We start from the raw sequence: 23,268 nt of genomic DNA, 5'->3' as shown, positions 1-23,268 counted from the left end.
GTTGGGACACCTCCACGGTACCGGCAGGCGACCCGATTCGACAACTTGTAGAAACCCGAACTGCACGAACGTGCAGGGCCCTTGAACGGCACAACCGTGCCGAACGGATGTGCCCGGGAACGACGACAGGTGCCGGGCGCATTGCCCGACACCTGTCGTTTATCTCACACTTGCTGGAGGACTAGAGCAGACCCTTGTCCTGCAGGAAGGCCTTGGCCACCGAGGCCGCGGACTTCTGCTCCACGGAGTTCTGACGGTCGAGCTCGATGAGCGCGTCCGTGGTGAGCACCTTGTTGACCTTCTCGATCGCCGCGGTCGCCTTCGAGTCCAGCTTCGAGGAGACGATCGGCGTGACGTTGTTCACCGGCACGAGGTTCTTCGGGTCCTCGAGCGTGACGAGCTTCTCGGTGGCGATCGACGCACTGGCCGAGTAGATGTCGGCGACCTGCGAGTCGCCGTCCTTGATCGCCTTGACCGTGAGCGGGCCACCGGAGTCGTTCTGCTGGTTGACCTCACCGGTGATGCCGTACTTCGCCTTCAGGCCGGTCGGACCGTACGCAGCCGTGGCGAACTCGGGGTTCGCCGCGATCGAGATGGTGCCACCGATCTTCGACAGGTCGCCGATCGACTTGAGGTCGTACTTGTCGGCAAGCTCCTGCGTGACCGTGTACGTGTCCGAGTCGGATGCGTCCGCGGACGGCAGGGCCTTGACGCCGGAGGGCAGTTCGTCCTTCAGGGCGGCGTTGATGCCGTCCGTCGTGGTCTCCGTCGTCGTGTCCTTGTTGTCGGACTGCAGGAGGTAGTTCAGGAGGTTGCCGTTGTACTCCGGGAACACGTCGATGTTGCCCTTGGCAACCTCGGGCCAGTACGCCTTGCGCTGTCCGATGTTGAGCTTCTTGGTGACGGTGAAGCCGGCCTTCTCGAGTTCCTGCGCGTAGAGCTCCGCGATGATCTCGTTCGACGGGTAGGCCTGCGAGCCGACGGTGATGGTGTCCGACGAGCCGGAGCCGCCGCCGGAGGAGAGCGGGTCGCCTGACGAGCAGCCCGCGAGGGCGATCGCGGCGGCGGTCGCGACCGCGATGGTCGCGCCGAGGCGCTTGGTGCGTGCAGTGGTCACTGGAGGGTTCCTTCCAAGGGGGTTGATGCCCGACTTTCCGGGCGGTCAGCGTCGCGCCGTCCATCACCCGCGGAGGCGGCGGTGGTACCCGCCGGCACCGCGAGCCGCTGCAGGACGGCGAACACGATCTCGAAGACGATGGCGAGTGCGATCACCAGGAGCGAACCGCCGAGGACCTCTTCGTAGTCCTGGTTGGCGAGCCCGGAGAACGCGTACCCGCCGAGACCGCCCGCGTTGATGTAGGCGGCGAGCGTGGCGGTCGCGATGACCTGGAGCACCGCGGCACGGATGCCGCCGACGATCAGCGGGAGCCCGAGCGGGATCTCCACCTTCGTCAGCAACTGCCACGTGGTCATGCCCTGCGCCTTGGCCGCGTCGATGGTCACTCGGTCGATCGCCTCGAGGCCGGAGTACGTGCCGGCCAGGATCGACGGGATCGCCAGGATAACGAGTGAGATGAGCGGCGCTTCGATGCCGAGCCCGATCCACAGGGCGAGGATCGTCAGCAGGCCGAGCGTGGGGAGCGCCCGGACCCCGCCGGAGAACCCCACGGCGAGGCTCTTGCCGCGCCCGGTGTGCCCGATCACGAGGCCGAGTGGCACCGCGATGGCGCAGGCGATGACGATGGTGAGCAGCGTGATCCACACGTGCTCCCAGAGGCGGACCGGGATGCCGTTCGCCCCGACGGAGTTGGCGGGGTCGAAGATCCAGGCGATGGCGCCGGCGAAGAGGTTCACGCGGACACCTCCCCGGTCCGGACGTCCGCCGCTGCACGACGCCGGATGCGCTTGGCGTCACGGCTGCCACCGCGGGTCCACGGCATCACGATGCGCCCGATGAGCACCAGGAGGCCGTCGATGACGAGCGCCAGGACGATCGTCAGCACGATGCCGGTCAGGATCTCGACACTGATGCCGCGCTTGAGGCCGTCGGTGAGCAGGAACCCGAGGTTCGGGATCCCGAGGAGCGCACCGACCGTGACGAGGCTCACCGTGCTGACCGCGACGACCCGGATGCCGGCGAGGAGCACGGGGCCGGCGAGGGGCAGTTCGACGCGGAAGAACCGCTGCACGGGCGAGTACCCCATGGCCGCCGCGGCGTTCAGCACCGCGGGGTCGACGGCGTCGAGTGCGTCGGCCGCCGAGCGCGCCATCAGGGCGACGCCGTAGATCGTCAGCGCGATGACGACGTTCGCCGGGTCCAGGATGTTCGTCCCGAGCAGCGGCGGCAAGGCGAGGAAGAGCGGGAAGGACGGGATGGCGTAGAGCAGGCTCGCCACGACGATGATCGTCGAACCGGTCGCCCGTGCACCGCGGCGACCCTTGCGCAGACGGTTCACGAGCAGGCCGATCGGCACCGAGAGCACGAAGCTGATGACGATCGGCGGGATCGACAGCCAGATGTGCGCGATCAGGTTCGACGTGATCGTGTCGAGGTTGCCGGTGACCCAGTTCACACGCTGTCCCGGTGCGCGGCGTCCCGGTGTGCGGCGTCCGGCCCGGCCGGCTGCGGCACCGCGGACGCCGCGTCGACGACCGGGACCGGACCGGTGAGCACACCGGCGGCACGTCCGTCCCCGTCGACCACGATGGGTCCGGTGGGCGTCTGCTCCACACGGAGCGCTCGACGACCACGTCCGGCGCCGATGAAGTTCGCCACGAAGTCGTCCGCCGGTTCCGAGAGGATCTCGGCCGGTGTCCCGAGCTGCGCGATCTCGCCGCCCTTCTTCAGGATGACGACCTGGTCGCCGAGCTTGAACGCCTCGTCGATGTCGTGGGTCACGAACACGACCGTCTTGCCGAGCTCGCGCTGGAGCCGGATGAGCTCGTCCTGCAGGTCGTTGCGGACCAGCGGGTCGACCGCGCCGAACGGCTCGTCCATCAGCAGGATGTTCGGGTCGACGGCGAGCCCGCGGGCGACACCGACGCGCTGCTGCTGGCCACCCGACAGCTGCGACGGGTAGCGGTCAGCGAAGGCGCGGTCGAGTCCGACGGTGTCCATCAGCTCGAGCGCCCGCGCGCGGGCTTCCTGCTTCGACACACCGGTGAGCAGCGGCACGGTCGCGATGTTGTCCGCGACCTTGCGGTGCGGCAGCAGGCCCGCGTTCTGCATCACGTAGCCGATGCTGCGGCGGAGCTTCACCGGGTCGACGCCTGCGACGTCCTCACCGTCGATGGAGACGGACCCGGCAGTGGGGTCGACCATCCGGTTGATCATGCGGAGCAGCGTCGTCTTCCCGCAACCACTCGACCCGACGAAGACCGTCGTGGTGCGTGATGGGATGACGAGGTCGAACCGCTCGACTGCGGCCGTGCCGTCCGGGTACGTCTTGCGCACCTGGCGGAACTCGATCATGGGTGCCCTTCTGGTAGGAGGTAGCCCGACTCCGAGTGAGAGTACCCGTCAGCACCGACAGCGGTACGTCCAGGTGACGATCCGTGACGTGACCGGGCGTGTCCCGGACAGCGCCACCCGGCGGCGGCCGGTCTGCGGAAGCCGCCACGGCTCTGGAGCCGACCCCGCGCACGGCGGAGGCCGCGGACACGACAGCGCCCGCGCCTCCAGTTCGGAGGGCGGGCGCCGTTCGGATTGGTGACCGGTGGTCAGGAGGCGGCGATCACCGACTCCAGGTACGTCTTGTTCATGACGCGGTATGCCTCGATGAGCCCCGTGTCCGGGTGCTCGCGGTCCTGGTGGGCCCTGGCCAGCACGGCGTGTCCGGATTCGGCGAGGACGACCCACGCTCGCGCGACGGCGTCGTTGTCCGGCAGGCCGAAGCGCTCGCGCATGATCGCGCCGACCGCCCCGCCGAGGGCACCCATGCGGTCTTCCTCGTCACCGACGCCGGAGTCCGCGGCGTCGCCGAAGCGGATCGCGCGGAACCCGGGCTCGGTCCGGTACATCTCGCTCGTCATGTCGATGAGCGCGTCGCAGGCGTCCTGCCAGGTCGTCGCGCCGCTGGCGTCGAGCGCGTCGACGAACCGGGACGCGAGCCGCTGCGTGCAGCGGATGGCGAGCGCCTCCACCACGGCGATGCGGTCCGGGAAGTACCGGTAGACCGTGCCGATGGACGCCCCCGCCCGTTCGGCGACCATGGCCGTGGTGAGCCGCTCGAAGCCGATCTCGTCGATCACCGCGGCTGCGGCGTCGAGGAGCCCGGCGAGGCGCGCCGAACTGCGGGCTTGGACCGGCTCGTTCCTGAGCAGTGATGATCCCCCCGGCAGTGCGTTCGAAACCTCGGTGACGAGCACGTGTTCTCCTTCTCGCGGCGACCGCGGGCTGATTGTGTGACGGGGCAACTCTCGCAGAGCCCGGCTGGAATCCCGCTGCGATTCTCCGGGTGTCGAGTGCGTCGTGCCCATCCTCCACCCCTCCGTGGGATGATGGGCCGATGCCCGACCCGACGTCCCACGAACCGTCGCTGGCCGAGCCGATCCTGCATCGTGCCGCCCGGATCGAGGACGCCGTGCAGGAGTTCCGTGAACAGCGCGCCCGCCGACGCGGCCTCGTGCCGACCGTCATCCCGTACACCGGGTACGGCGCGCCCGGGTGGATCCGGGTGCTCTGCCGGGTGCTGCTGACCCGGCGTGGACTCGCCTCGGACGCGGCGTACACCGGTGTCCGCGGCTGGCGCACCTTCACGAGCGTGGCGGTCGACCACGCCGAGGTGACCATCACCGCCGGCGGGGTCACCCACACCGTGCAGTCCGACCGTGGCGGCGTGGTCGACACCATCGTCCCGATCGACCTCGAACCGGGCTGGCAGACCATCAGGCTGTCCGCCGGCGGGCAGCGCGACGCCGAGGCCGACGTCTTCGTCGTGCACCCGGACACGCGGTTCGGGCTGCTGTCCGACATCGACGACACCGTGATGGTGACCTCGCTCCCCCGTCCGATGCTGGCCGCGTGGAACTCCTTCGTCCTCACCGAGCACGCGCGCCGCCCGGTCCCCGGCATGTCCGTCCTCTACGAGCGTGTACTCGCGCAGCACCCCGGGTCGCCGACGGTGTACCTCTCCACCGGTGCGTGGAACGTCGGGCCGACGCTCCAGCGCTTCCTCACCAGGAACATGTACCCGTCCGGCACCCTGCTGCTCACCGACTGGGGTCCGACGCACGACCGCTTCTTCCGGAGCGGGCAGCTGCACAAGCACGAGAACCTCCGGCGGCTCGCCCGCGACTTCCCGGACATCAAGTGGCTGCTCGTCGGTGACGACGGGCAGCACGACGAGACCCTGTACGGCGACTTCGCGCGCGAGCACCCGGACAACGTCGCGGGTGTCGCGATCCGGCAGCTGTCCACGAGTGAGGCCGTCCTCGCGGGTGGACGGTCCAGGGCCCAGGAACGCTCCAGGGAATCCGCCGCGCCGTGGGTCTACGCCCCGGACGGTGCCGGTCTCTGGACCGAGCTCGCCCGCGTCGGGATCACCGAACTCGACTAGAGCCTGCGCGCACTCTCAGTCGGTGACGCATGACGCCGGTGGAACATCGGCGGTCAGTGGTTCGATCGGGGGCATGGCGCAACGCATCGAGGACCACGCGATCATCGGGGACTGCTACACGGCCGCACTGGTGGACCGTGCCGGCACGATCGACTGGGCGTGTCTCCCCCGCTTCGACAGCCCCTCGACCTTCGCGTCCCTGCTGGGAGACGAGCACGACGGGCACTGGACGCTCCGACCCACCGACCCCGACGCCATCGCCGAGCGTCGGTACGACGAGGACACCCTCGTCCTGACGACGATCTGGACCACGTCCACCGGCGTCGTCGAGGTCACCGACTTCATGCCGATCGGCGCGCACCGGGCATCGGTCGTCCGGCGCGTCAGGGGGCTCACGGGCGAGGTCGAGGTCCGACAGGCCCTGCGCATCCGGTTCGACTACGCCCGCGCACTCCCCTGGGTCCGCCAGGTCGGCGACGACGACGACCCCGCACTCGTCGCGACGGCGGGACCCGGGTCGGTCATCGTCCGCGGCGTCCGGTTCCACGCCGACGACCACCGCCACGTCGCCACCCGCACCGTGCACGACGGGGACGTGCTCGACACCGTGCTGACCTGGTACCCGTCGCACCGCGAGCCCCCGGAGGAACTCGACGTCGACGACGCACTCCACCGCACCAGGCAGTGGTGGCGCGACTGGACCGGCACCGCCCGCGTCGGCGGCCGCTACGCCGACGCCACCCGCCGATCGCTGCTCTTCCTCCGTGCGATGACCCACGCGGAGACCGGCGGGGTCGTCGCCGCGGCCACCACGAGCCTGCCGGAGGACCCGGGCGGCGAACGCAACTGGGACTACCGGTACGTCTGGCTCCGCGACGCCTCGCTGGCACTCGCGTCGATGATCGCCCACGGCTACCAGGACGAGGCGAAGCACTGGCGCGGCTGGCTGCTCCGGGCGATCGCAGGCGACCCGGCCGACGTGCAGATCATGTACGGCATCGCCGGCGAACGCGAGCTGCCGGAACGTGAGCTCGACCACCTCGCCGGGTACGCGGGATCGAAGCCCGTGCGGGTGGGGAACGGTGCGTACACGCAGTACCAGGGCGACGTGTTCGGCGAGGTGCTCGCGGCGCTCCACGACGCCCGCGAGCTCGGCGTCGAGGAGAACGCCGACTCGTGGGCGCTCCAGCGTGCCCTGCTCGGCTACGTCGAGGAGCACTGGCAGGAACCGGACAACGGCATCTGGGAGATGCGCGGCCCCCGACGGAGCTTCACGCACTCGCGGGCGATGATCTGGGCCGCGTTCGACCGAGGGGTCGCCGCGGTCGAGGAGTTCGGACTCGAAGGCCCCGTGGACCGCTGGCGCCGGCTCCGTGACGCCGTCCGTGCGGAGATCGACGAGCACGGGTGGAACGCCGAACGCGGGTCCTTCCGCCAGCACTACGACACCGACGAGGTGGACGCGAGCCTGCTCGTCCTGCCGCAGATCGGCTACTGCAAGGCGACCGACCCGCGGATGCTCGGGACCGTCGCCGCGATCGAGGAGGACCTCCGCGTCGGTTCGGACGGGCTCGTGCTGCGGTACCGCACCACGGCCGGGTTCGACGGGCTGAGCGGCAGCGAGCACCCGTTCCTGGCCTGCTCGTTCTGGCTGGTCGAGCAGTACGCGGCATCGGGGCGCATCGAGGACGCCGAGCGGCTCATGGACGTGCTCGTCGGGTACGCCAACGACGTCGGCATGCTCTCGGAGGAGATCGACGTCGAGACGGGGCACCACATCGGCAACACCCCGCAGGCGCTCTCGCACCTGACGCTGGTGGCCGCGGCGGACGCGATCGAACGTGCCCGCGGCAAGGCGACGGGGCACCGCACCCGGATCCCCCAGCACGACGGCGGCACCAGGTCGTGGACGGGCGAGGGCGAGCGCGCGGGCACCCCGGCCTGACGCTGCCCCGGCGCACCGTGACCCGCCGTGCGGTGGGTCGTTTCGCGCGTAGGGAGCGGATTCGCGCGTAGGAGGTCGGAATTTCCGACCTCCTACGCGCGAAACGACCTCCTACGCGCGATTCGGCCACCTCCGTCCCGTACGCAGACGACGGACGGGAGGCGCGGTGCCAGCTGACACCGCGCCTCCCGTCCGTGTGTGGTCCGGATCAGTGCGTCAGGATGACGACTCCCAGTCCGCGGGACCGCGCGAACCCGCGCGGTACTCCTCGAGCGGGACCTCGTTCGCCTTCCAGGCGGCGACGACGGGCTCCACGATCTCCCAGCACCGCTCCGCGACGTCGCCGCGGATCGAGAGCAGCGGGTCGTCGTGGAAGATCCCGTTGAGCACCTCGCCGTACGGGGTCAGCTCGCCGTCGCTGAAGGACGACGACAGCGTGACCTGGCCCATCTCGAAGGGGTTGCCCCCACCGTTCGCCGACACGGTCAGCTCGATCTCGTCCGGGTTCAGGACGATGCGCAGCGTGTCCGTCTTCGGGCGACCGGTCAGGCCGGAGGGCAGGCGCGGCACCGGCTTGAAGGTGATCAGCACCTCCTTGCGGCTCGCGCCGAGCGCCTTGCCGGAACGCAGCGTGAAGGGGACGCCCTTCCAGCGTGCGGTGTCGACCTCCACCGAGATCTCGGCGAGCGTCTCGGTCTGACGACCAGGCTCGACGCCCTGCTCGTCCTGGTAGGACGGGAGCTCCTTGCCATCGATCGTGCCGGCCGTGTAGACCGCGCGGCGCGAGGCGATCTTCGCGTCGTCGCCCTTCAGTCGGGTCGAGCGGAGCGCACGGGCGAGGGACGAGCGGAACTCGACGGCGTCGATGGCAGCCGGGGCGTCCATCGTCACGAGGCCGAGGATCTGCAGCAGGTGCGACTGGATCATGTCCACCATCGCGCCGGCCTCGTCGTAGTACTGGGCGCGGTTCTCCAGGCCGAGGGTCTCGTCGTAGAAGATGTCGACCTTCTCGATGTTCTCCGCGTTCCAGATCGGCTCGAACAGGCGGTTCGCGAAACGCAGACCGATGATGTTCAGGACCGTGGTCCGGCCGAGGAAGTGGTCGGTGCGGTGCACGCGCTCTTCGGGGACGATCTTGAGGACCGTCTCGTTGAGGGCCTTGGCGCTGGCGACGTCGGTGCCGAAGGGCTTCTCGAACGCCAGGGTCGTGCCCTCGGGGAGGTCGACCGACTGCAGGGCCTCGCAGATGTCCGACGCGATCTGCGGCGGGAGCGCGAAGTACAGGATCGGCTCGTTCTCGGCGGCGTCGAGCAGCGCCCTGAGGTGCTTCGGGTCGGTCGGGTCGCCCTGGATGAAGATCGTCGACTCGATGGTCGCGTCGACCTCGGGTCCCTTGACGTCCTGCGAGGCGAAGGACTTCGTGACGATGTCCTTCCACTTCTCCGGGGTGCGCTCACTGCGGCCGGTGCCGATCAGCTGGACGGGGACGGCACGGCCGCTCTGCAGGAACGTGCCGAGGCCCGGCAGGAGCAGGCGGGAGGCGAGGTCGCCCGTCGCACCGAAGATGATGAGTGTGCGCTTGTCGGTCACCGGTGGTGACTCCTTTCGCGTGGTGGATGGGTCCGCATGGCTGCAAGCCGTACACGGGCCGGTTGATTCCCTGATGAGCGGCGGGCTGCGCGCGCTCTCATGGAGGTCGTCAGGACGCAGTTCGGGCGGCACCGAAGTTGGTGCCGCCCGAAGCGCGTCTGTCGTGGGTCAGTGCCCGAAGTTGCCGCGGTAGTACTCGAAGACCCAGCCGACCAGCGTCACGGCGACGAGCGCCAGACCGATCGGGACGATCCACAGGCCGGCTGCGACACCGAGGAAGCAGATCGACGTCGACGCTGCGAGGAGGATGGGCCACCACGACCACGGGCTGAAGTGCCCGAGCTCGGCGTCGCCGTCCTCGATGTTGGCGTCCTGGCGGTCTTCCGGCAGCTCCCCGCCCTGGGCGGAGAGCACGCGGCCGAGGTAGAACGCGATGAACGCGGCCATGAGCCCGACCAGGCCGATGCCGACCGTGCCGACCGGCTCCCACCCACCGTTGTGGGCGAGGGCGAACCAGATCGTGTACGCGGCGTCCGCGAGGATGAAGAACCCGAAGAGGATCCAGAACAGGTTGACGTTGGCGCGCATCGCCTTACTTCACCTCGCCCTTCGCGGCGTCGTAGGTCGGGGCATCGGGAGCGTCCTTCGCGGGACCCACACCGATCGGCACACCCGCTTCGGGGTGGTTCAGGTCGAACGCCGGGGACTCCGAACGGATCCGCGGGATCGACGTGAAGTTGTGCCGCGGCGGCGGGCAGCTGGTCGCCCACTCGAGCGAGCGGCCGTAGCCCCACGGGTCGTTCACGGCCACCTTCGGGGCGTTCCGCGCGGTGACGTAGACGTTGAAGATGAACGGCAGGAACGAGATGCCGAGGATCATCGCGCCGATGGTCGACAGCTGGTTCATCCAGGTGAAGCCGTCGTTCGGCAGGTACGTCGCGTAGCGACGTGGCATGCCGATGACGCCCAGCCAGTGCTGGATGAGGAACGTCGTGTGGAAGCCGATGAAGAGCAGCCAGAAGTGGATCTTGCCGAGGCGCTCGTTGAGCATGCGACCCGTCCACTTCGGCCACCAGAAGTAGAAGCCGGAGAACATCGCGAACACGACGGTGCCGAAGACCACGTAGTGGAAGTGCGCCACGACGAAGTACGAGTCCGACACGTGGAAGTCCAGCGGCGGGGAGGCCAGGATGACACCGGTCAGACCACCGAACGTGAAGGTGATCAGGAAGCCGATCGCCCAGAGGATCGGGGTCTCGAAGGTCACCGAGCCGCGCCACATCGTGCCGACCCAGTTGAAGATCTTCACGCCGGTCGGGACCGCGATGAGCATCGTCATGAGCGAGAACCATGGCAGCAGCACCGAGCCGGTGACGTACATGTGGTGCGCCCACACCGTGACCGAGAGGGCCGCGATGGCGATGGTCGCGTAGACGAGGGTCTTGTACCCGAAGATCGGCTTGCGGCTGAAGACCGGGAAGACCTCGGAGACGATGCCGAAGAACGGCAGCGCGATGATGTACACCTCTGGGTGGCCGAAGAACCAGAAGAGGTGCTGCCAGAGCAGGGCTCCACCGTTCGCGGGGTTGAACACCTGGGCGTCGAACACCCGGTCGAGACCGAGTCCGAACAGTGCGGCGGCGAGGACCGGGAAGGCCATGAGCACGAGGAGCGACGTCACGAGGGTGTTCCACGTGAAGATCGACATGCGGAACATGGTCATGCCGGGGGCGCGCATCGTGATGATCGTCGTGATGAAGTTCACCGCACCGAGGATCGTCGAGAAGCCCGTCAGGCCGAGCCCGAAGACCCACAACGTGCCACCGAGCCCTGGTGTGAACGTGGTGTCACTCAGTGGCGCATAGGCGAACCAGCCGAACGACGCCGCACCCTGCGGGGTGAGGAAGCCGCCAACGGCGATGAGCCCACCGAAGAAGTAGAGCCAGAACGCGAAGCCGTTCAGACGCGGGAACGCGACGTCCGGCGCACCGATCTGCAGCGGCATGATGGCGTTCGCGAAGCCCGAGAACAGCGGCGTCGCGAACAGCAGCAGCATGATCGTGCCGTGCATCGTGAAGAGCTGGTTGTACTGCTCCTTCGTCGCGACGAGCTGCAGCCCCGGCTCGAAGAGCTGCGCGCGGATGACGAGCGCCATCACGCCGGCGAGCAGGAAGTACAGGAACGACGTGATCAGGTACATGTACCCGATCGTCTTGTGGTCCGTGGAGGTGATCCACCGGACGATGATGTTGCCCTTCCGACCGACCTTCGACGCCTGGAAGTCCGGCGTCGAGGTGCTGGTCGGTTGGCCGACGAATGACGTGGTCATCTGGCGAGCCCCTACTTGTCGTCCGACGCCGTGACGGGCGCCTTGTTGTCAGGCTGGTTCGTGTTGGTGTTGTACTCGTCGCCGAGCAGGCCCACCTTGCCCTGGTCCTTGAGGGTGTCGAGGTACGCCTCGTACTTGGCGGGCGACACGACCTTCACCTGGAAGAGCATGAGGGAGTGGTACTCGCCGCAGAGTTCGGCGCACTTGCCCTGGTACGTGCCTTCCTTCTGCGGGATGAAGTACTCGTAGTTCGTCTTCCCGGGGAGCATGTCCTTCTTGTACAAGAAGTCGATGATCCAGAAGGAGTGGTCGACGTCGCGGGAGTCGAGCTCGATCTTGACCTTCTTGCCGACCGGCAGGTAGAGGGTCGGGAGCTGCGACTCGTCGATCGCGCCGTTCTTGTTCTCTTCTTCCTGGGCCTGGATGCCCTGGTAGTAGACGCTCTTCGACGGGTCGTTCTGGTCGATGTAGTTGAAGTCCCACGCCCAGCGCTTGCCGTAGACGTGCACCGTGGTGTCCGGCTGCGCGAACGGCTTCTCGATCGCGGCCTGGTCCTTGGCGGTGAAGGCGAAGAAGCCCAGCACGAGGATGAGCGGGACGATCGTGTAGAAGATCTCGAGCGGCATGTTGTAGCGCATCTGCACCGGGAGGCCGGTCTGGCCCTTCCGACGGCGGTAGACGATCGCTGCCCAGATGATCAGGCCCCACACGATGAGCCCGACGGCGAGGAGCACGATCCAGCTGGTGGTCCACAGGCCGACGATGCGGCTGGTGTGGTTCGTGACGTCCTTCGTCTCATCGGTGCCCGGCAGCCACCCGTTGAGCTGCTGCTGCGAGCAACCCGCCAGTGCGATGACCAGACCGACGGCCACCGGGACGGCCGCCCAACGTATACGGCGATTCGAACGCACTGTTACCTCTCGGAATGACGTGAACCCGGAGCGCAGTTGCGTCGAAGACCGACGCGAGGCGCACGAAGGCGTCTCATGGCTGGCTCCCAGCTTGGTTGGAACACTCCTAGCTTACTCGCAGCTGGTGACGCCTCGTGCACGCCCGACACACCCTCGGGCCCGATCCGACCGTGTCCGACTCGGTTTTTCCCTGGTCATCGCGGGCCTGCGAGCACGGAAAACGCGAGCGGGGAGCAACCGTGTCGGTCGCTCCCCGCTCGCGTCGTCGGGACTGCCCCAGGTCAGTGGAAGCTGTCTCCGCACGCGCAGCTGCCCTGCGCGTTGGGGTTGTCGATGGTGAAGCCCTGCTTCTGGATGGTGTCCTCGAAGTCGATCGTCGCACCGTCGAGGTACGGGACGCTCATCTTGTCGACGACGACCTCGACACCGTCGAACTCGGCGGTGGCATCACCGTCGAGCAGACGCTCGTCGAAGTAGAGCTGGTAGATCAGCCCGGAGCAGCCACCAGGCTGGACGGCGAGGCGCAGACGGAGGTCGTCACGGCCTTCCTGCTCGAGGAGGCTCGCCACCTTCCCCGCCGCGGCGTCGCTGAGCAGGACCCCGTGCGACGACGGTGCCGTCGCGACCGTGGTCACGGTGGTCGCCTCGGTCCCTGTGGTGATGGTGTCGCTCATGCGCGCCTCCCTCTGCTGCGGTGCCGGTCACCGCTGCCTGGTCGATTGTAAGCACGCCCACCGACGGACCGCAGCCGATGTGGAGAACGTGCACCGAGCCTCCAGGCAGGTCAGCGCGTCGCGAGGCGGGCCAGCAGGATCGTCTCGGCCGCGATCGCCCGGTGCAGCACGCCGAGGTGCTGGGACTCGTTCGGGCTGTGCGCCCGCGTGTCGGGGTCCTCGACCCCGGTCACCAGGATCTGCGCCTCTGGGAACTCGGCGGCGAGGTCGGACACGAACGGGATCGATCCGCCGATGCCCTGCTCCACGGGCTCCGCGCCCCATCCCTCGGCCATCGCGGTGCGTGCCTCACGGACGGCCCACCCGCTGGTGTCCACGAGGAAGCCGTCCCCGGCGTCGGGCTCGCTGATCTCCACGCGGGCGCCGAACGGCGTGTGCGCGGCGATGTGGCGCTCGACGGCGGCGAACGCGTCGCGTGCGGACTGTCCGGGGGCGACCCGGACCGAGACGCGCGCCGAGACCGTCGGCAGCAGCGTGTTCGACGCGTTCGCGACGCTCGGGACGTCCATGCCCGTGACGGTGATCGAGGGCTGGAACCACATGCGCGACAGGACGTCGCCGGTGCCGACCGGCTTCGCACCCGGGACCAGCGCCGCATCGGCGGCGAGTTCGTCCTCGCTGCGGGCCGGCACCGGCGCGTCGTACGAGGTCAGCCCCTCGACGGCCACCGAACCGGCGTCGTCGTGCAGCGAGGCGAGCAGCCGGACCATCGGCAGCATCGCGTCGGGTGCCGCTCCCCCGAACATGCCGCTGTGGCTCGCGTGCTCGAGCGTCGTCAGGGTCAGCTTGAACGTCACGTTGCCGCGGAGGGAGACCGTGATCGCGGGGACCTCGGTGGACCAGTTGTCGCTGTCGGCCACCACGATGACGTCGGCGGCCAGGTGCTCCTTCTGCTCGCGGAGGAACGTGCGGAACGAGCGCGAGCCGAACTCCTCCTCGCCCTCCACGAAGAGGACGATGCCGAGGTCGAGGTCGTCGCCGAACCGCGCGTGCAGGGCACGGAGCGAGGCGACGTGGGTCATCACGCCGGCCTTGTCGTCCGAGGCACCGCGGCCGTACAGGCGGTCCCCGCGGAGCGTCGGCTCGAACGGCGGGGTCTCCCACAGCGCGTCGTCGCCCTGCGGCTGGACGTCGTGGTGGGCGTAGAGCATCACGGTCGGCTTGCCGTTGCGGGCCGGGCGGACGGCGAGGACCGCGGGCTGCCCGAGCTCGACGCCGTCGAGCTCCGTCCCGGTCGCATCCGAGGCACCGGCGGGCGTGTCGCCCTCGACGGCGCTCCTGATGATCCTGACCTCGTCGAACACACCGGTGCTGCGCGCCAGGTCGGCCACGGCCTCGGCGTTCCGCCGCACGTGCGCGGGGTCGAACGCCGACCAGGACACCGACGGGATCCGCACCAAGCCCGAGAGGTCGGCGATCGTCGTCGGCAGGTCACCCTGCACCTGTTCGCGGAGGGCGTCGAGCAGGGCGGGGTCGGTCGCGGGTGCGGACTGTGCGTGGTCGGTCATGCCCGGTAATCTAGAGGACAACCGGTGCCGGGGTTCCTCCTCGGCGCTCCGCTCACCAACAGCAGGAATCACCGTGGCCAAGGCAGCACCGAAGACCGACACGACAGTCAACCCCTCGGAAGAGGAACTGCTCGAGCACGGCAAGGGGCGCCCCACACCGTCCCGCCGCGAGCGAGAGGCAGCGAACCGCCGTCCGCTGGTCGGCAACTCGCCCGTCGACAAGAAGGCCGCGCGTGCGCGCCTCAACAACGAGCGCGAGAAGGCCCGCGTCGGCATGGCCAACGGCGAGGAACGGTACCTCCCCGCGAAGGACAAGGGCGAGCAGCGCAAGTTCGTGCGCGACTACATCGACGCGCGCTGGAACGTCGGCGAGGTGATGATGCCCATCCTCGTGGTCTTCCTGATCGTCGGGTTCGTCGCGTCCCAGACCGCGGCCGCTTCGTACGCGCTGCTGCTCGTGTGGGCGTTCGTGGCGCTGTTCATCCTCGACTGCGTCGTGCTCTGGGTCGTGCTGCGCAAGAAGCTCACCGCGAAGTTCGGCGTGTTCCAGAAGGGAACGTTCTTCTACATCCTGACGCGGGCGTGGCAGCTGCGCTTCCTGCGCCTGCCGAAGCCCCAGGTCAAGCGCGGTCAGTACCCCTCCGTTTGACCCGTTCGTCCCGAAGCGCCGCCGGCCCCTGGCCGGCGGCGCTTCGTCGTCCCGGCGCGCGGCGGGGTGGAGCCGGGTGCGCGCGGGGGGCCGTGTCCGGTGACGCGCCGGACGGGAGGCTCGAAGCCGAGCCGCAACGAGCCTCCCGTCCGTCGACTGGTCACGACCCGTCGCGCGCCTTCCGCCGACCGGTCGAAGATTGTCGTTGCGACCTTCCGGGACCGACGGAACGCGACCGCTCGGCGAACGTGAGCGGGGTGTCGCGACCGGTCGCGGCGAACGTGAGCGGGGGGCGGTGTGGGACGCGACAGCGAGCCCGGCGGCGCTCAGCGCGCGGCGCGCGCCTCGCGCTTCAGCCGACGCCGCCGCAGCCGGTTGATCCGCGTCGCCCAGGTCGGCCCCTCGTAGAGGAACGCCGTGTAGCCCTGCACGAGCGTCGCGCCGGCATCGACACGGGCCTGCACGTCTGCCTCGGTAGTGACGCCCCCGACCGCGATCACGCAGAAGTCGGTCGGCACGGCGGCGCGCACGCGGCGCAGGACGTCGAGCGACCGGGCGGACAGCGGCGCCCCGGAGAGTCCGCCAGCCCCCATCGCCTCGACGTCGGCGACCGGGGTCGCGAGCCCGGAGCGCGAGATCGTCGTGTTGTTCGCGATGACCCCGGCGAGCCCGAGGTCCACCGCGAGCCCGGCGATCGCGTCGATCTGCTCGTCGGTGAGGTCCGGCGCGATCTTCACCAGCACAGGGACCCGCCCGGCGGCGTCGTTCACGGCGGAGAGCAGGGGTCGGAGCTGGTCGAGCTCCTGCAGCCCACGGAGGCCCGGCGTGTTCGGTGAGCTCACGTTGACCGCGAGGTAGTCCGCGAACGGCGCGAGGAGCCGCGTCGACTCGAGGTAGTCGTCGACCGCGTCCGCGACGTCGACCACGCGGCTCTTGCCGATGTTCACGCCGATGACGGGCCGACCGGGGTTCCGGCGAGCACGCTCGAGCCGGCGTGCCGCGGCCGCTGCACCCCGGTTGTTGAACCCCATGCGGTTGATCAGGGCACGGTCGGCGATGAGCCGGAACAACCGCGGCTTCTCGTTGCCCGGTTGGGGCTTCGCCGTGATCGTGCCGACCTCGACGTGCCCGAAGCCGAGCAGACCGAGGCCGCCGATCCCCTTGGCGTCCTTGTCGAATCCGGCGGCGAGGCCGAACCGGGACGGGAAGTGGATGCCCATCGTCGTGACGCCGTCGTCGGCCGACGGACGGGAGTACCGCTCCACGAGCCCCCGCACGATCGGGACCCTCGGCAGCACCTTGATGACGCCGAACGCCAGGTGGTGGGCGCGCTCGGGGTCCATGTTCGCGAAGACGCCACGGAAGACGGCCCCGTACCCGGCGCGGACGATGCGTTCCGCGATGCCGCTCACGCGTCGGCCCCGGTCGTCGACTGCGGCTCACCGTGGTGGTCGATGCGGAGCTGCCCGATCGCGGACTCGAAGTCCTCGAGCGAGTCGAACGCCTGGTACACGCTGGCGTACCGCAGGTAGGCGACCTCGTCGAGTTCACGCAGCGGGTCGAGGATCGCCAGGCCGATGTCGTTCGCCTCGATCTGGCTGGCGCCCGAGGACCGCACGATCTCCTCCACCCGCTGCGCGAGCACCGCGAGGTCGGAGTCCGTCACGGGGCGACCCTGGCAGGCCTTCCGCACGCCGGAGATGATCTTCTCCCTGCTGAACGGTTCGAGCACCCCGTTCCGCTTCACGACGTTCAGCGATGCGGTCTCCGTCGTGGAGAAGCGACGCCCGCAGTTCGGGCACTGGCGGCGGCGACGGATCGAGGTGCCGTCGTCGCTCGTGCGGGAGTCGACGACGCGGGAGTCCGGGTGGCGGCAGAAGGGGCAGAACATGTCGTGCCCCAGGCTATCGGTTCGGCACGCCCGCTACGGGCCGACGGGCGAACCTGTGCGGGCCGTCACCGCTGCACCGTGGGCGGGGAGCTGCTCCTCGGTCGAGAGCGCGACGATGTGCGGCGCGACCTCGGCCAGGGCGTCGGCCGTGTAGCGGATCACCTGCTGGGGCCGCAGGAACGTCGACGCCGACAGTCCGGAGCCGAACCGGGCCTGGCCGCCGGTCGGCAGCACGTGGTTCGAACCGGCCAGGTAGTCCCCGAGACTCACGGGCGTGCTCGGGCCGACGAACACCGCACCAGCCGCGTCGATGTCCGCCAGGACCGCGTCGTCGTCGACGGTCTGGATCTCGAGGTGCTCCGGCCCGTACGCGTTGCTCACGGTCGCCGCGTCCGCGAGCGAGTCCACCAGGACGACTGCGGACTGCGGGCCGTCGAGCGCGGCCTGGAGGCGCGTGGCCGTCCCGAGCACCGCCGTCTGTCCCGGGATGGCGGCTTCCACCGCATCGGCGAACGTCGCCGACGTCGTCACCAGCACGCTGCCGGCCTGTTCGTCGTGCTCGGCCTGGCTGATGAGGTCGGCAGCGACGTACGCGGGGTCGGCGGACTCGTCGGCGATGACGAGGATCTCGGTGGCGCCGGCCTCGGCGTCGATCCCGACCACGCCACGGACCAGGCGCTTGGCTGCGGCGACGTAGTTGTTGCCGGGCCCGGTGACGAGGTCGACCGGCTCGAGGCCGATCGACGGCACGCCGTACGCCAGCGCGCCGATCGCTCCGGCTCCGCCCATCGCGTAGACCTCGTCGATGCCGAGGAGCCCGGCCGCGGCGAGGATCGTCGGGTGCACGGCGCCGCCGTGGTCGCGCTGCGGCGGGGACACGAGCGCGATCGAACCGACGCCGGCGACCTGCGCCGGGACGACGTTCATGACGACGCTCGACGGGTACACGGCCTTGCCGCCGGGGACGTAGAGCCCGACGCGCCGCATGGGCTGCCAGCGCTGGTGGACCTCGGCGCCGTCGGCCAGGGTCGTCACGGACGCGGCGGGGACCTGGGCGGCGCTCGCTGCCCGGACGCGGCGGATCGCCTCGTCGAGCGCCGTGCGGAGCTCCGGCGTGAGCCCGGCGACCGCGGCGGCGATGTCGGCGGCCGGCACCCGGACTGCGGCCGGTGCTCCCCCGTCGAACCGCTCGGCCTGCTCCTGCAGCGCCTCGGCTCCACGCTCGCGGACGTCGTCCACGAGCGCCCGGGCCGCGTCCACCGCGTGCCCGACGTCACCGACGGCGCGCGGCATGAGACGGAGGAGTTCGGCGCGGACGGGCAGTCCGCCACGGAGGTTGATTCGCTGCATCATGAGGCGTCCAGCGTACCGACGCGGGGTGCACGTCCGAGTACGGCGTCGATGACGGGCGCGTGCCGCTCGACGTCGTCACTCCCCCATGCGCCGGCGACGAGCAGCGTGGCGATCCGGAACGCGAGCGCGCGGACGAGCAGCTGCGACCACTCCGGGACCCCGTCGCCGAGTCGCTCGAGGCCGTCGAGCGGGTACCCGTGCCAGCAGACCGCGTCCACCGCGGCGATCGCGGCACCGAGCCCCGCTGGTCGCCAGTACGGCGGCCAGTCGATGACCGCCGGCGGGTGCCCGTCCACGAAGAGCACGTTGCCGAGGAGGTCACCGTGGACCAGCTGCGACGGTGCCTGGACGGGACGGAAGGCCTCGACCAGCCGGTCGAGCGACGGGTCCCGGGGCAGCGCGCCGTCACCCCACACGGCTCGGTCCGCACGCGACCACGCGTCGTCCTTCGCCATGAGGAACGCCGGACGCTCGAGCCCGGCGATCCCCCGGTGGAAGGCGGTGCCCGCACGGATGACGTCAGCGACCCGGGTCTCGTCGGCCTGTCCGGGGAGCCACTCCCACGCTTCCCAGGCACCGTGCCGCCACTCGCCCGTGGTCGTCGGGACGGGTCGAGGGGTCCGGAACCCGTCGCTGTCCGGCAGCGACGCGAGGACCCCGGCTCGCCAGTCCGTCTCGGCGGGACCGTCGTGCGGCCGGAGCACCACGGCGCCGGCACGCCAGCTCAGCCCCCGACCGCCGACGAGTCGCTCGATCACCGCCCCCTGCACCCCGAAGGCGCGGAGGACGTCCTCCCCCGGCGCCGCGGCATCGTCACCGGTCACGCGGTGCGCAGTACCTTCGTCATCGGACGGCCCTTGGCGAGTTCGTCCACCAGCTTGTCGAGGACGCGGATCCGCCACATCAGCGGATCGTCGATCTCCTCGATGCGGACGCCACAGATCGTGCCGGTCACCTGGCCGGCGTTCGGGTGCAGGGTCGCCTGCTCGAAGAACACCTCGAACGTCGACTCGTCCGCGAGCTGTCGTGCGAGTGCATCGTCATCGAACCCAGTGAGCCAAGCGATGACGGCGTCGAGCTCCTCCTTCGTCCGGCCCTTGCGCTCCAGCTTCGCGAGGTAGAGCGGGTAAACCGCAGCGAACGGCGTCCCGAAGATGCGGTGTCCGGCCACGTCCGCTCCCCCTACACCAGGCAGCGCGGACCGAGCAGGCTCTTCAGCTCGCCGAACAGGTCCGGGGTGAGGTTCACCGGGAAGGGCAGCTCGAACGTGCGGGCGACGTCGTCCTTGAGCAGCTTCAGCCGGACCTCGGTCTCGCCGCTGTGCCGACCGAGCACGGCGGCGAGCTCGGTGACGATCTCCGTCGTCGCCTGCCGCTCCGGCACGCTCAGCGTCAGCGGGCCGGAACCCATGACGTCACCGAGGTTGGGCTGGAACATGCTCACCGCATGCAGCGCCTTGCCATCATCGCGCACGTTGACACGACCCCGCAGCACCACGATCGAGTCGGCCACGAGCGACGGGCCGAACTCCTGGTAGGTCTTGCCGAGGAACATCACGCCGATCTCGCCGCCGAAGTCCTCGATCTGGACGATGCCGTACGGGTTGCCGCTCGTCTTCGCGACGCGGTGCTGCACGCTCGTCAGCAGGCCGGCGACGGTGACCGTCTCGCCTTCGACCGAGTCGTCCATGCCGATCAGGTCCGCGATGGTGACCGACTGGTGCTTCGCGAGCTCGATCTCGAGCCCCGCGAGCGGGTGGTCGGACACGTAGAGCCCGAGCATGTCGCGCTCGAACGCCAGCTTGTCGCGCTTGGACCACTCCGGGCGGTCGGGCACCTGCGACACCACGGTCATCGAGGGCTGTTCCTCGGCGACCTCGGCGAAGAGCGAGTCGAAGTCGAACCCGACGTTGCCGTGCACCTCGTCGCGCTTGACCTTCACCGCGGCCTCGACCGCGCCTTCGTGGATCTCCACGAGGGCCCGTCGGGTGTCGCCGAACTCGTCGAACGCGCCAGCCTTGATCAGCGACTCGACGGTCCGCTTGTTCGCGGACGAGATCGGGATCTTGCGGAGGAAGTCGTGGAACGAGTCGAACGCGCCCTTCTCGGTGCGGGCCTTCACGATGTCGTCGACGACGTTGAACCCGACGTTCCGGATCGCGCCCATGCCGAAGCGGATGTCGTCGCCGACGGCCGCGAAGAAGCCGATCGACTCGTTGACGTCCGGCGGCATGACCTTGATGCCCATCCGGCGGCACTCGTTGAGGTACAGCGCGAGCTTGTCGCGGGCGTCGCCGACACTGGTCAGCAGTGCCGCCATGTACTCGGCCGGGTAGTGGGCCTTGAGGTACGCGGTCCAGAACGACACCACGCCGTACGCCGCGGAGTGCGCCTTGTTGAACGCGTAATCGGAGAACGGCAGCAGGATGTCCCACAGCGTCTTGATCGCAGCGGCCGAGTAGCCGTTGTCCTGCATGCCCTTCTCGAAGCCCGCGTACTGCTTGTCCAGCTCGGACTTCTTCTTCTTGCCCATCGCGCGACGGAGGATGTCCGCCTGGCCGAGGGAGAACCCGGCGACCTTCTGCGCGATGGCCATGACCTGCTCCTGGTAGATGATCAGGCCGTAGGTCGTGCCGATGATGTCCTTGAGCGGCTCCTCGAGCTCCGGGTGGATCGGCGTGATCGCCTGCTCGCCGTTCTTGCGGAGCGCGTAGTTCGTGTGCGAGTTCGCACCCATCGGGCCCGGTCGGTACAGGGCGATGAGCGCGGAGATGTCCTCGAAGTTGTCGGGCTTCATCAGCCGCAGCAGGCCACGCATCGGGCCGCCGTCGAGCTGGAAGACGCCGAGGGTGTCACCGCGCTGCAGGAGCGCGTACGCCTCGGGGTCCTCGAGCCCCATGGTCTCGAGGTCGAGCTCGATGCCGCGGTTCGTCTTGATGTTGTCGAGGGCGTCACTGATGATCGTGAGGTTCCGGAGCCCCAGGAAGTCCATCTTGATCAGGCCGAGCGACTCCGATGCCGGGTAGTCGAACTGCGTGACGATCTGGCCGTCCTGCTCCCGCTTCATGATCGGGATGATGTCGATCAGCGGGTCGCTCGACATGATGACGCCGGCCGCGTGCACGCCCCACTGGCGCTTCAGCCCCTCGAGCCCGAGCGCGGTGTCGAACACCGTCTTGGCTTCCGGGTCGGTCTCGACGACGGTGCGGACGTCGACGGCTTCCTTGTAGCGCGGGTGGTTCTTGTCGAAGATCCCGGTCAGCGGGATGTCCTTGCCCATCACGGGCGGCGGCATCGCCTTGGTGAGCTTCTCGCCCATCCCGAACGGGAACCCGAGGACGCGCGAGGAGTCCTTGAGCGCCTGCTTCGCCTTGATCGTGCCGTACGTGACGATCTGCGCGACGCGTTCGGAACCGTACTTCTCGGTGACGTACTTGATCGCCTCACCGCGGCGCCGGTCGTCGAAGTCGACGTCGAAGTCGGGCATCGAGACGCGGTCGGGGTTGAGGAAGCGCTCGAAGATCAGCCCGTGCCGGATCGGGTCGAGGTCGGTGATGCGCATCGCGTACGCCACCATCGATCCGGCACCGGAACCACGTCCAGGTCCCACGCGGATGCCGTGGTCCTTCGACCAGTTGATGAAGTCGGCGACCACGAGGAAGTACCCGGGGAAGTTCATCTGGTTGATGATCCCGACCTCGTAGTCGGCGCGGGCCTGGACCTCGTCGGAGATGCCGTCCGGGTACCGGTACTGCAGGCCCTTCGCGACCTCTTTCTCGAACCAGGAGTGCTCAGTCTCACCCTCCGGCACCGGGAACTTCGGCATGTAGTTCGCCGAGGTGTCGAACTCGACGTTGCACCGTTCGGCGATCAGCAGGGTGTTGTCGCACGCGTCGAGGTTGTCGCGGAAGACGTGCCGCATCTGCTGCGGGGTCTTCAGGTAGAACTCGTCGGCGTCGAACTTGAACCGGTTCGGGTCGTTCAGGGTCGAGCCGGACTGCACGCAGAGCAGCGCCGCGTGCGATTTGGCGTCGTGGGAGTGCGTGTAGTGCAGGTCGTTCGTGCCGACCAGCGGGATGCCGAGGTCCTTCGCGATCTTGATGACGTCGCTCATCACCCGGCGCTCGATCTCGAGCCCGTGGTCCATCACCTCGGCGAAGTAGTTCTCCTTGCCGAAGATGTCGCGGTAGTCCGCGGCCGCCTTGATCGCCTCGTCGTACTGCCCGAGGCGCAGGCGCGTCTGGATCTCGCCGGACGGGCAGCCCGTCGTGGCGATGATGCCTTCGTGGTACTCCTGGAGGAGCTCGATGTCCATGCGCGGCTTGAAGTAGTAGCCCTCGATCGAGGCCTTCGACGACAGCCGGAACAGGTTGTGCATGCCCGTCGTGTTCTCGGCGAACATCGTCATGTGCGTGTAGGAACCCGCACCGGAGACGTCGTCCCCGCCGCCGTCGCCCCAGCGCACACGGGTCTTGTCGGTCCGGTGGGTGCGCGGCGTGATGTACGCCTCTGTCCCGATGATGGGTTTGACGCCGCCGGCCTTCGCGGCCTTCCAGAACTCGAACGCCCCGAACATGTTGCCGTGGTCGGTCACCGCCACGGCCGGCATGCCCTGCGCCGCGGTCTCGGCGACGAGGTCGTTCAGTCGCGCGGCACCGTCGAGCATCGAGTACTCACTGTGCACGTGCAGGTGGACGAAGGAGTCGGAATCCGACACGGAACCTCCGGTTGGTGACGCTGCTGCGGGGTGGGAACAGCCTAACCGCGACGGGCGACAACCGCGGCCCCGACGGCACCGATC

Annotated in this window: 20 protein-coding genes; 3 read left to right on the top strand and 17 right to left on the bottom strand. The window is 69.1% G+C overall.

Annotated features, from left to right (window positions below; translation table 11 throughout):
• Positions 1-181: 181 nt before the first annotated feature.
• The 5 genes from AAEP80_RS10615 to AAEP80_RS10595 form a co-directional block, all read right to left on the bottom strand.
• Complete coding sequence (locus AAEP80_RS10615; protein WP_413602175.1) at positions 182-1,117, bottom strand: ABC transporter substrate-binding protein; 936 nt, start codon at positions 1,115-1,117, stop codon at positions 182-184.
• Positions 1,114-1,854, bottom strand: a complete 741-nt coding sequence (locus tag AAEP80_RS10610; protein WP_420364384.1) for an ABC transporter permease — start codon at positions 1,852-1,854, stop codon at positions 1,114-1,116. Before AAEP80_RS10610 ends, AAEP80_RS10615 begins: the two co-directional genes overlap by 4 nt.
• The gene (locus AAEP80_RS10605; protein ID WP_420364383.1) at positions 1,851-2,573 is read right to left on the bottom strand and encodes an ABC transporter permease; all 723 of its coding nucleotides are present in this window, start codon (positions 2,571-2,573) and stop codon (positions 1,851-1,853) included. The genes AAEP80_RS10610 and AAEP80_RS10605 overlap by 4 nt, the downstream gene beginning before the upstream one ends.
• Positions 2,570-3,472, bottom strand: coding sequence for an ABC transporter ATP-binding protein (locus tag AAEP80_RS10600; protein ID WP_420364382.1), 903 nt, complete (start codon positions 3,470-3,472; stop codon positions 2,570-2,572). The genes AAEP80_RS10605 and AAEP80_RS10600 overlap by 4 nt, the downstream gene beginning before the upstream one ends.
• 248 nt (positions 3,473-3,720) lie before the next feature.
• Positions 3,721-4,368 (bottom strand): TetR/AcrR family transcriptional regulator, encoded by a 648-nt coding sequence (locus AAEP80_RS10595; protein WP_402728459.1) that lies wholly within the window; start codon positions 4,366-4,368, stop codon positions 3,721-3,723.
• 140 nt (positions 4,369-4,508) lie between these two features.
• Here AAEP80_RS10595 and AAEP80_RS10590 point away from each other — a divergent pair, with 140 nt between their 5' ends.
• On the top strand, positions 4,509-5,558 hold the full coding sequence (locus tag AAEP80_RS10590; protein WP_281264207.1) for an App1 family protein: 1,050 nt from the start codon (positions 4,509-4,511) through the stop codon (positions 5,556-5,558).
• A gap of 73 nt (positions 5,559-5,631) precedes the next feature.
• Positions 5,632-7,503, top strand: coding sequence for a glycoside hydrolase family 15 protein (locus AAEP80_RS10585; protein ID WP_420364381.1), 1,872 nt, complete (start codon positions 5,632-5,634; stop codon positions 7,501-7,503).
• Positions 7,504-7,719: 216 nt separating this feature from the next.
• On the opposite strand, the gene AAEP80_RS10580 is transcribed toward AAEP80_RS10585, so the two are convergent.
• The 6 genes from AAEP80_RS10580 to AAEP80_RS10555 all read right to left on the bottom strand — a co-directional run bounded on the left by AAEP80_RS10580 (position 7,720) and on the right by AAEP80_RS10555 (position 14,575).
• A complete protein-coding gene (locus AAEP80_RS10580) occupies positions 7,720-9,093 on the bottom strand; it encodes a glucose-6-phosphate dehydrogenase (RefSeq protein ID WP_420364380.1) in 1,374 nt (457 codons plus the stop codon).
• Between the two features lie 168 nt (positions 9,094-9,261).
• Entirely contained in the window at positions 9,262-9,681 is a 420-nt protein-coding gene (locus AAEP80_RS10575; protein WP_420364379.1) for a cytochrome c oxidase subunit 4, read from the bottom strand.
• 4 nt (positions 9,682-9,685) lie between these two features.
• Positions 9,686-11,422: a cytochrome c oxidase subunit I gene (ctaD, locus tag AAEP80_RS10570; RefSeq protein WP_402728456.1), complete on the bottom strand. Its 1,737-nt coding sequence runs from the start codon at positions 11,420-11,422 to the stop codon at positions 9,686-9,688.
• Between the two features lie 11 nt (positions 11,423-11,433).
• Positions 11,434-12,333 carry a cytochrome c oxidase subunit II gene (gene coxB / locus AAEP80_RS10565; protein WP_413602181.1) on the bottom strand — a complete coding sequence of 300 codons (900 nt, stop codon included), beginning with the start codon at positions 12,331-12,333 and terminating at the stop codon, positions 11,434-11,436.
• Between the two features lie 281 nt (positions 12,334-12,614).
• Positions 12,615-13,007: a HesB/IscA family protein gene (locus tag AAEP80_RS10560; RefSeq protein WP_420364378.1), complete on the bottom strand. Its 393-nt coding sequence runs from the start codon at positions 13,005-13,007 to the stop codon at positions 12,615-12,617.
• 110 nt (positions 13,008-13,117) lie between these two features.
• Entirely contained in the window at positions 13,118-14,575 is a 1,458-nt protein-coding gene (locus AAEP80_RS10555; RefSeq protein ID WP_420364377.1) for a dipeptidase, read from the bottom strand.
• Positions 14,576-14,648: 73 nt separating this feature from the next.
• On the opposite strand from AAEP80_RS10555, the gene AAEP80_RS10550 reads away from it, so the two are divergent.
• Entirely contained in the window at positions 14,649-15,224 is a 576-nt protein-coding gene (locus AAEP80_RS10550; RefSeq protein WP_420364376.1) for a DUF3043 domain-containing protein, read from the top strand.
• A 326-nt stretch (positions 15,225-15,550) separates the two neighbouring features.
• Here AAEP80_RS10550 and AAEP80_RS10545 read toward each other — a convergent pair whose 3' ends face one another.
• From AAEP80_RS10545 to dnaE, 6 genes are read right to left on the bottom strand one after another with little or no spacing between them, the layout of a single operon-like run.
• Positions 15,551-16,636 (bottom strand): quinone-dependent dihydroorotate dehydrogenase, encoded by a 1,086-nt coding sequence (locus AAEP80_RS10545; protein WP_420364375.1) that lies wholly within the window; start codon positions 16,634-16,636, stop codon positions 15,551-15,553.
• Positions 16,633-17,115 (bottom strand): transcriptional regulator NrdR, encoded by a 483-nt coding sequence (nrdR, locus tag AAEP80_RS10540; protein ID WP_402728452.1) that lies wholly within the window; start codon positions 17,113-17,115, stop codon positions 16,633-16,635. Before nrdR ends, AAEP80_RS10545 begins: the two co-directional genes overlap by 4 nt.
• Positions 17,116-17,148: 33 nt before the next feature.
• The gene (hisD, locus tag AAEP80_RS10535) at positions 17,149-18,468 is read right to left on the bottom strand and encodes a histidinol dehydrogenase (protein WP_420364374.1); all 1,320 of its coding nucleotides are present in this window, start codon (positions 18,466-18,468) and stop codon (positions 17,149-17,151) included.
• Positions 18,465-19,292 (bottom strand): hypothetical protein, encoded by an 828-nt coding sequence (locus AAEP80_RS10530; protein WP_420364373.1) that lies wholly within the window; start codon positions 19,290-19,292, stop codon positions 18,465-18,467. The genes hisD and AAEP80_RS10530 overlap by 4 nt, the downstream gene beginning before the upstream one ends.
• Complete coding sequence (locus AAEP80_RS10525) at positions 19,289-19,639, bottom strand: DUF2200 domain-containing protein (protein ID WP_420364372.1); 351 nt, start codon at positions 19,637-19,639, stop codon at positions 19,289-19,291. Before AAEP80_RS10525 ends, AAEP80_RS10530 begins: the two co-directional genes overlap by 4 nt.
• Before the next feature lie 11 nt (positions 19,640-19,650).
• The gene (gene dnaE / locus AAEP80_RS10520) at positions 19,651-23,133 is read right to left on the bottom strand and encodes a DNA polymerase III subunit alpha (RefSeq protein ID WP_402728977.1); all 3,483 of its coding nucleotides are present in this window, start codon (positions 23,131-23,133) and stop codon (positions 19,651-19,653) included.
• Between the last annotated feature and the right edge of the window lie 135 nt (positions 23,134-23,268).

The organism is Curtobacterium sp. L3-7 (genome assembly GCF_048756585.1).
GTDB lineage: Bacteria > Actinomycetota > Actinomycetes > Actinomycetales > Microbacteriaceae > Curtobacterium.
This window is presented reverse-complemented; position numbering and strand designations above follow the sequence as displayed.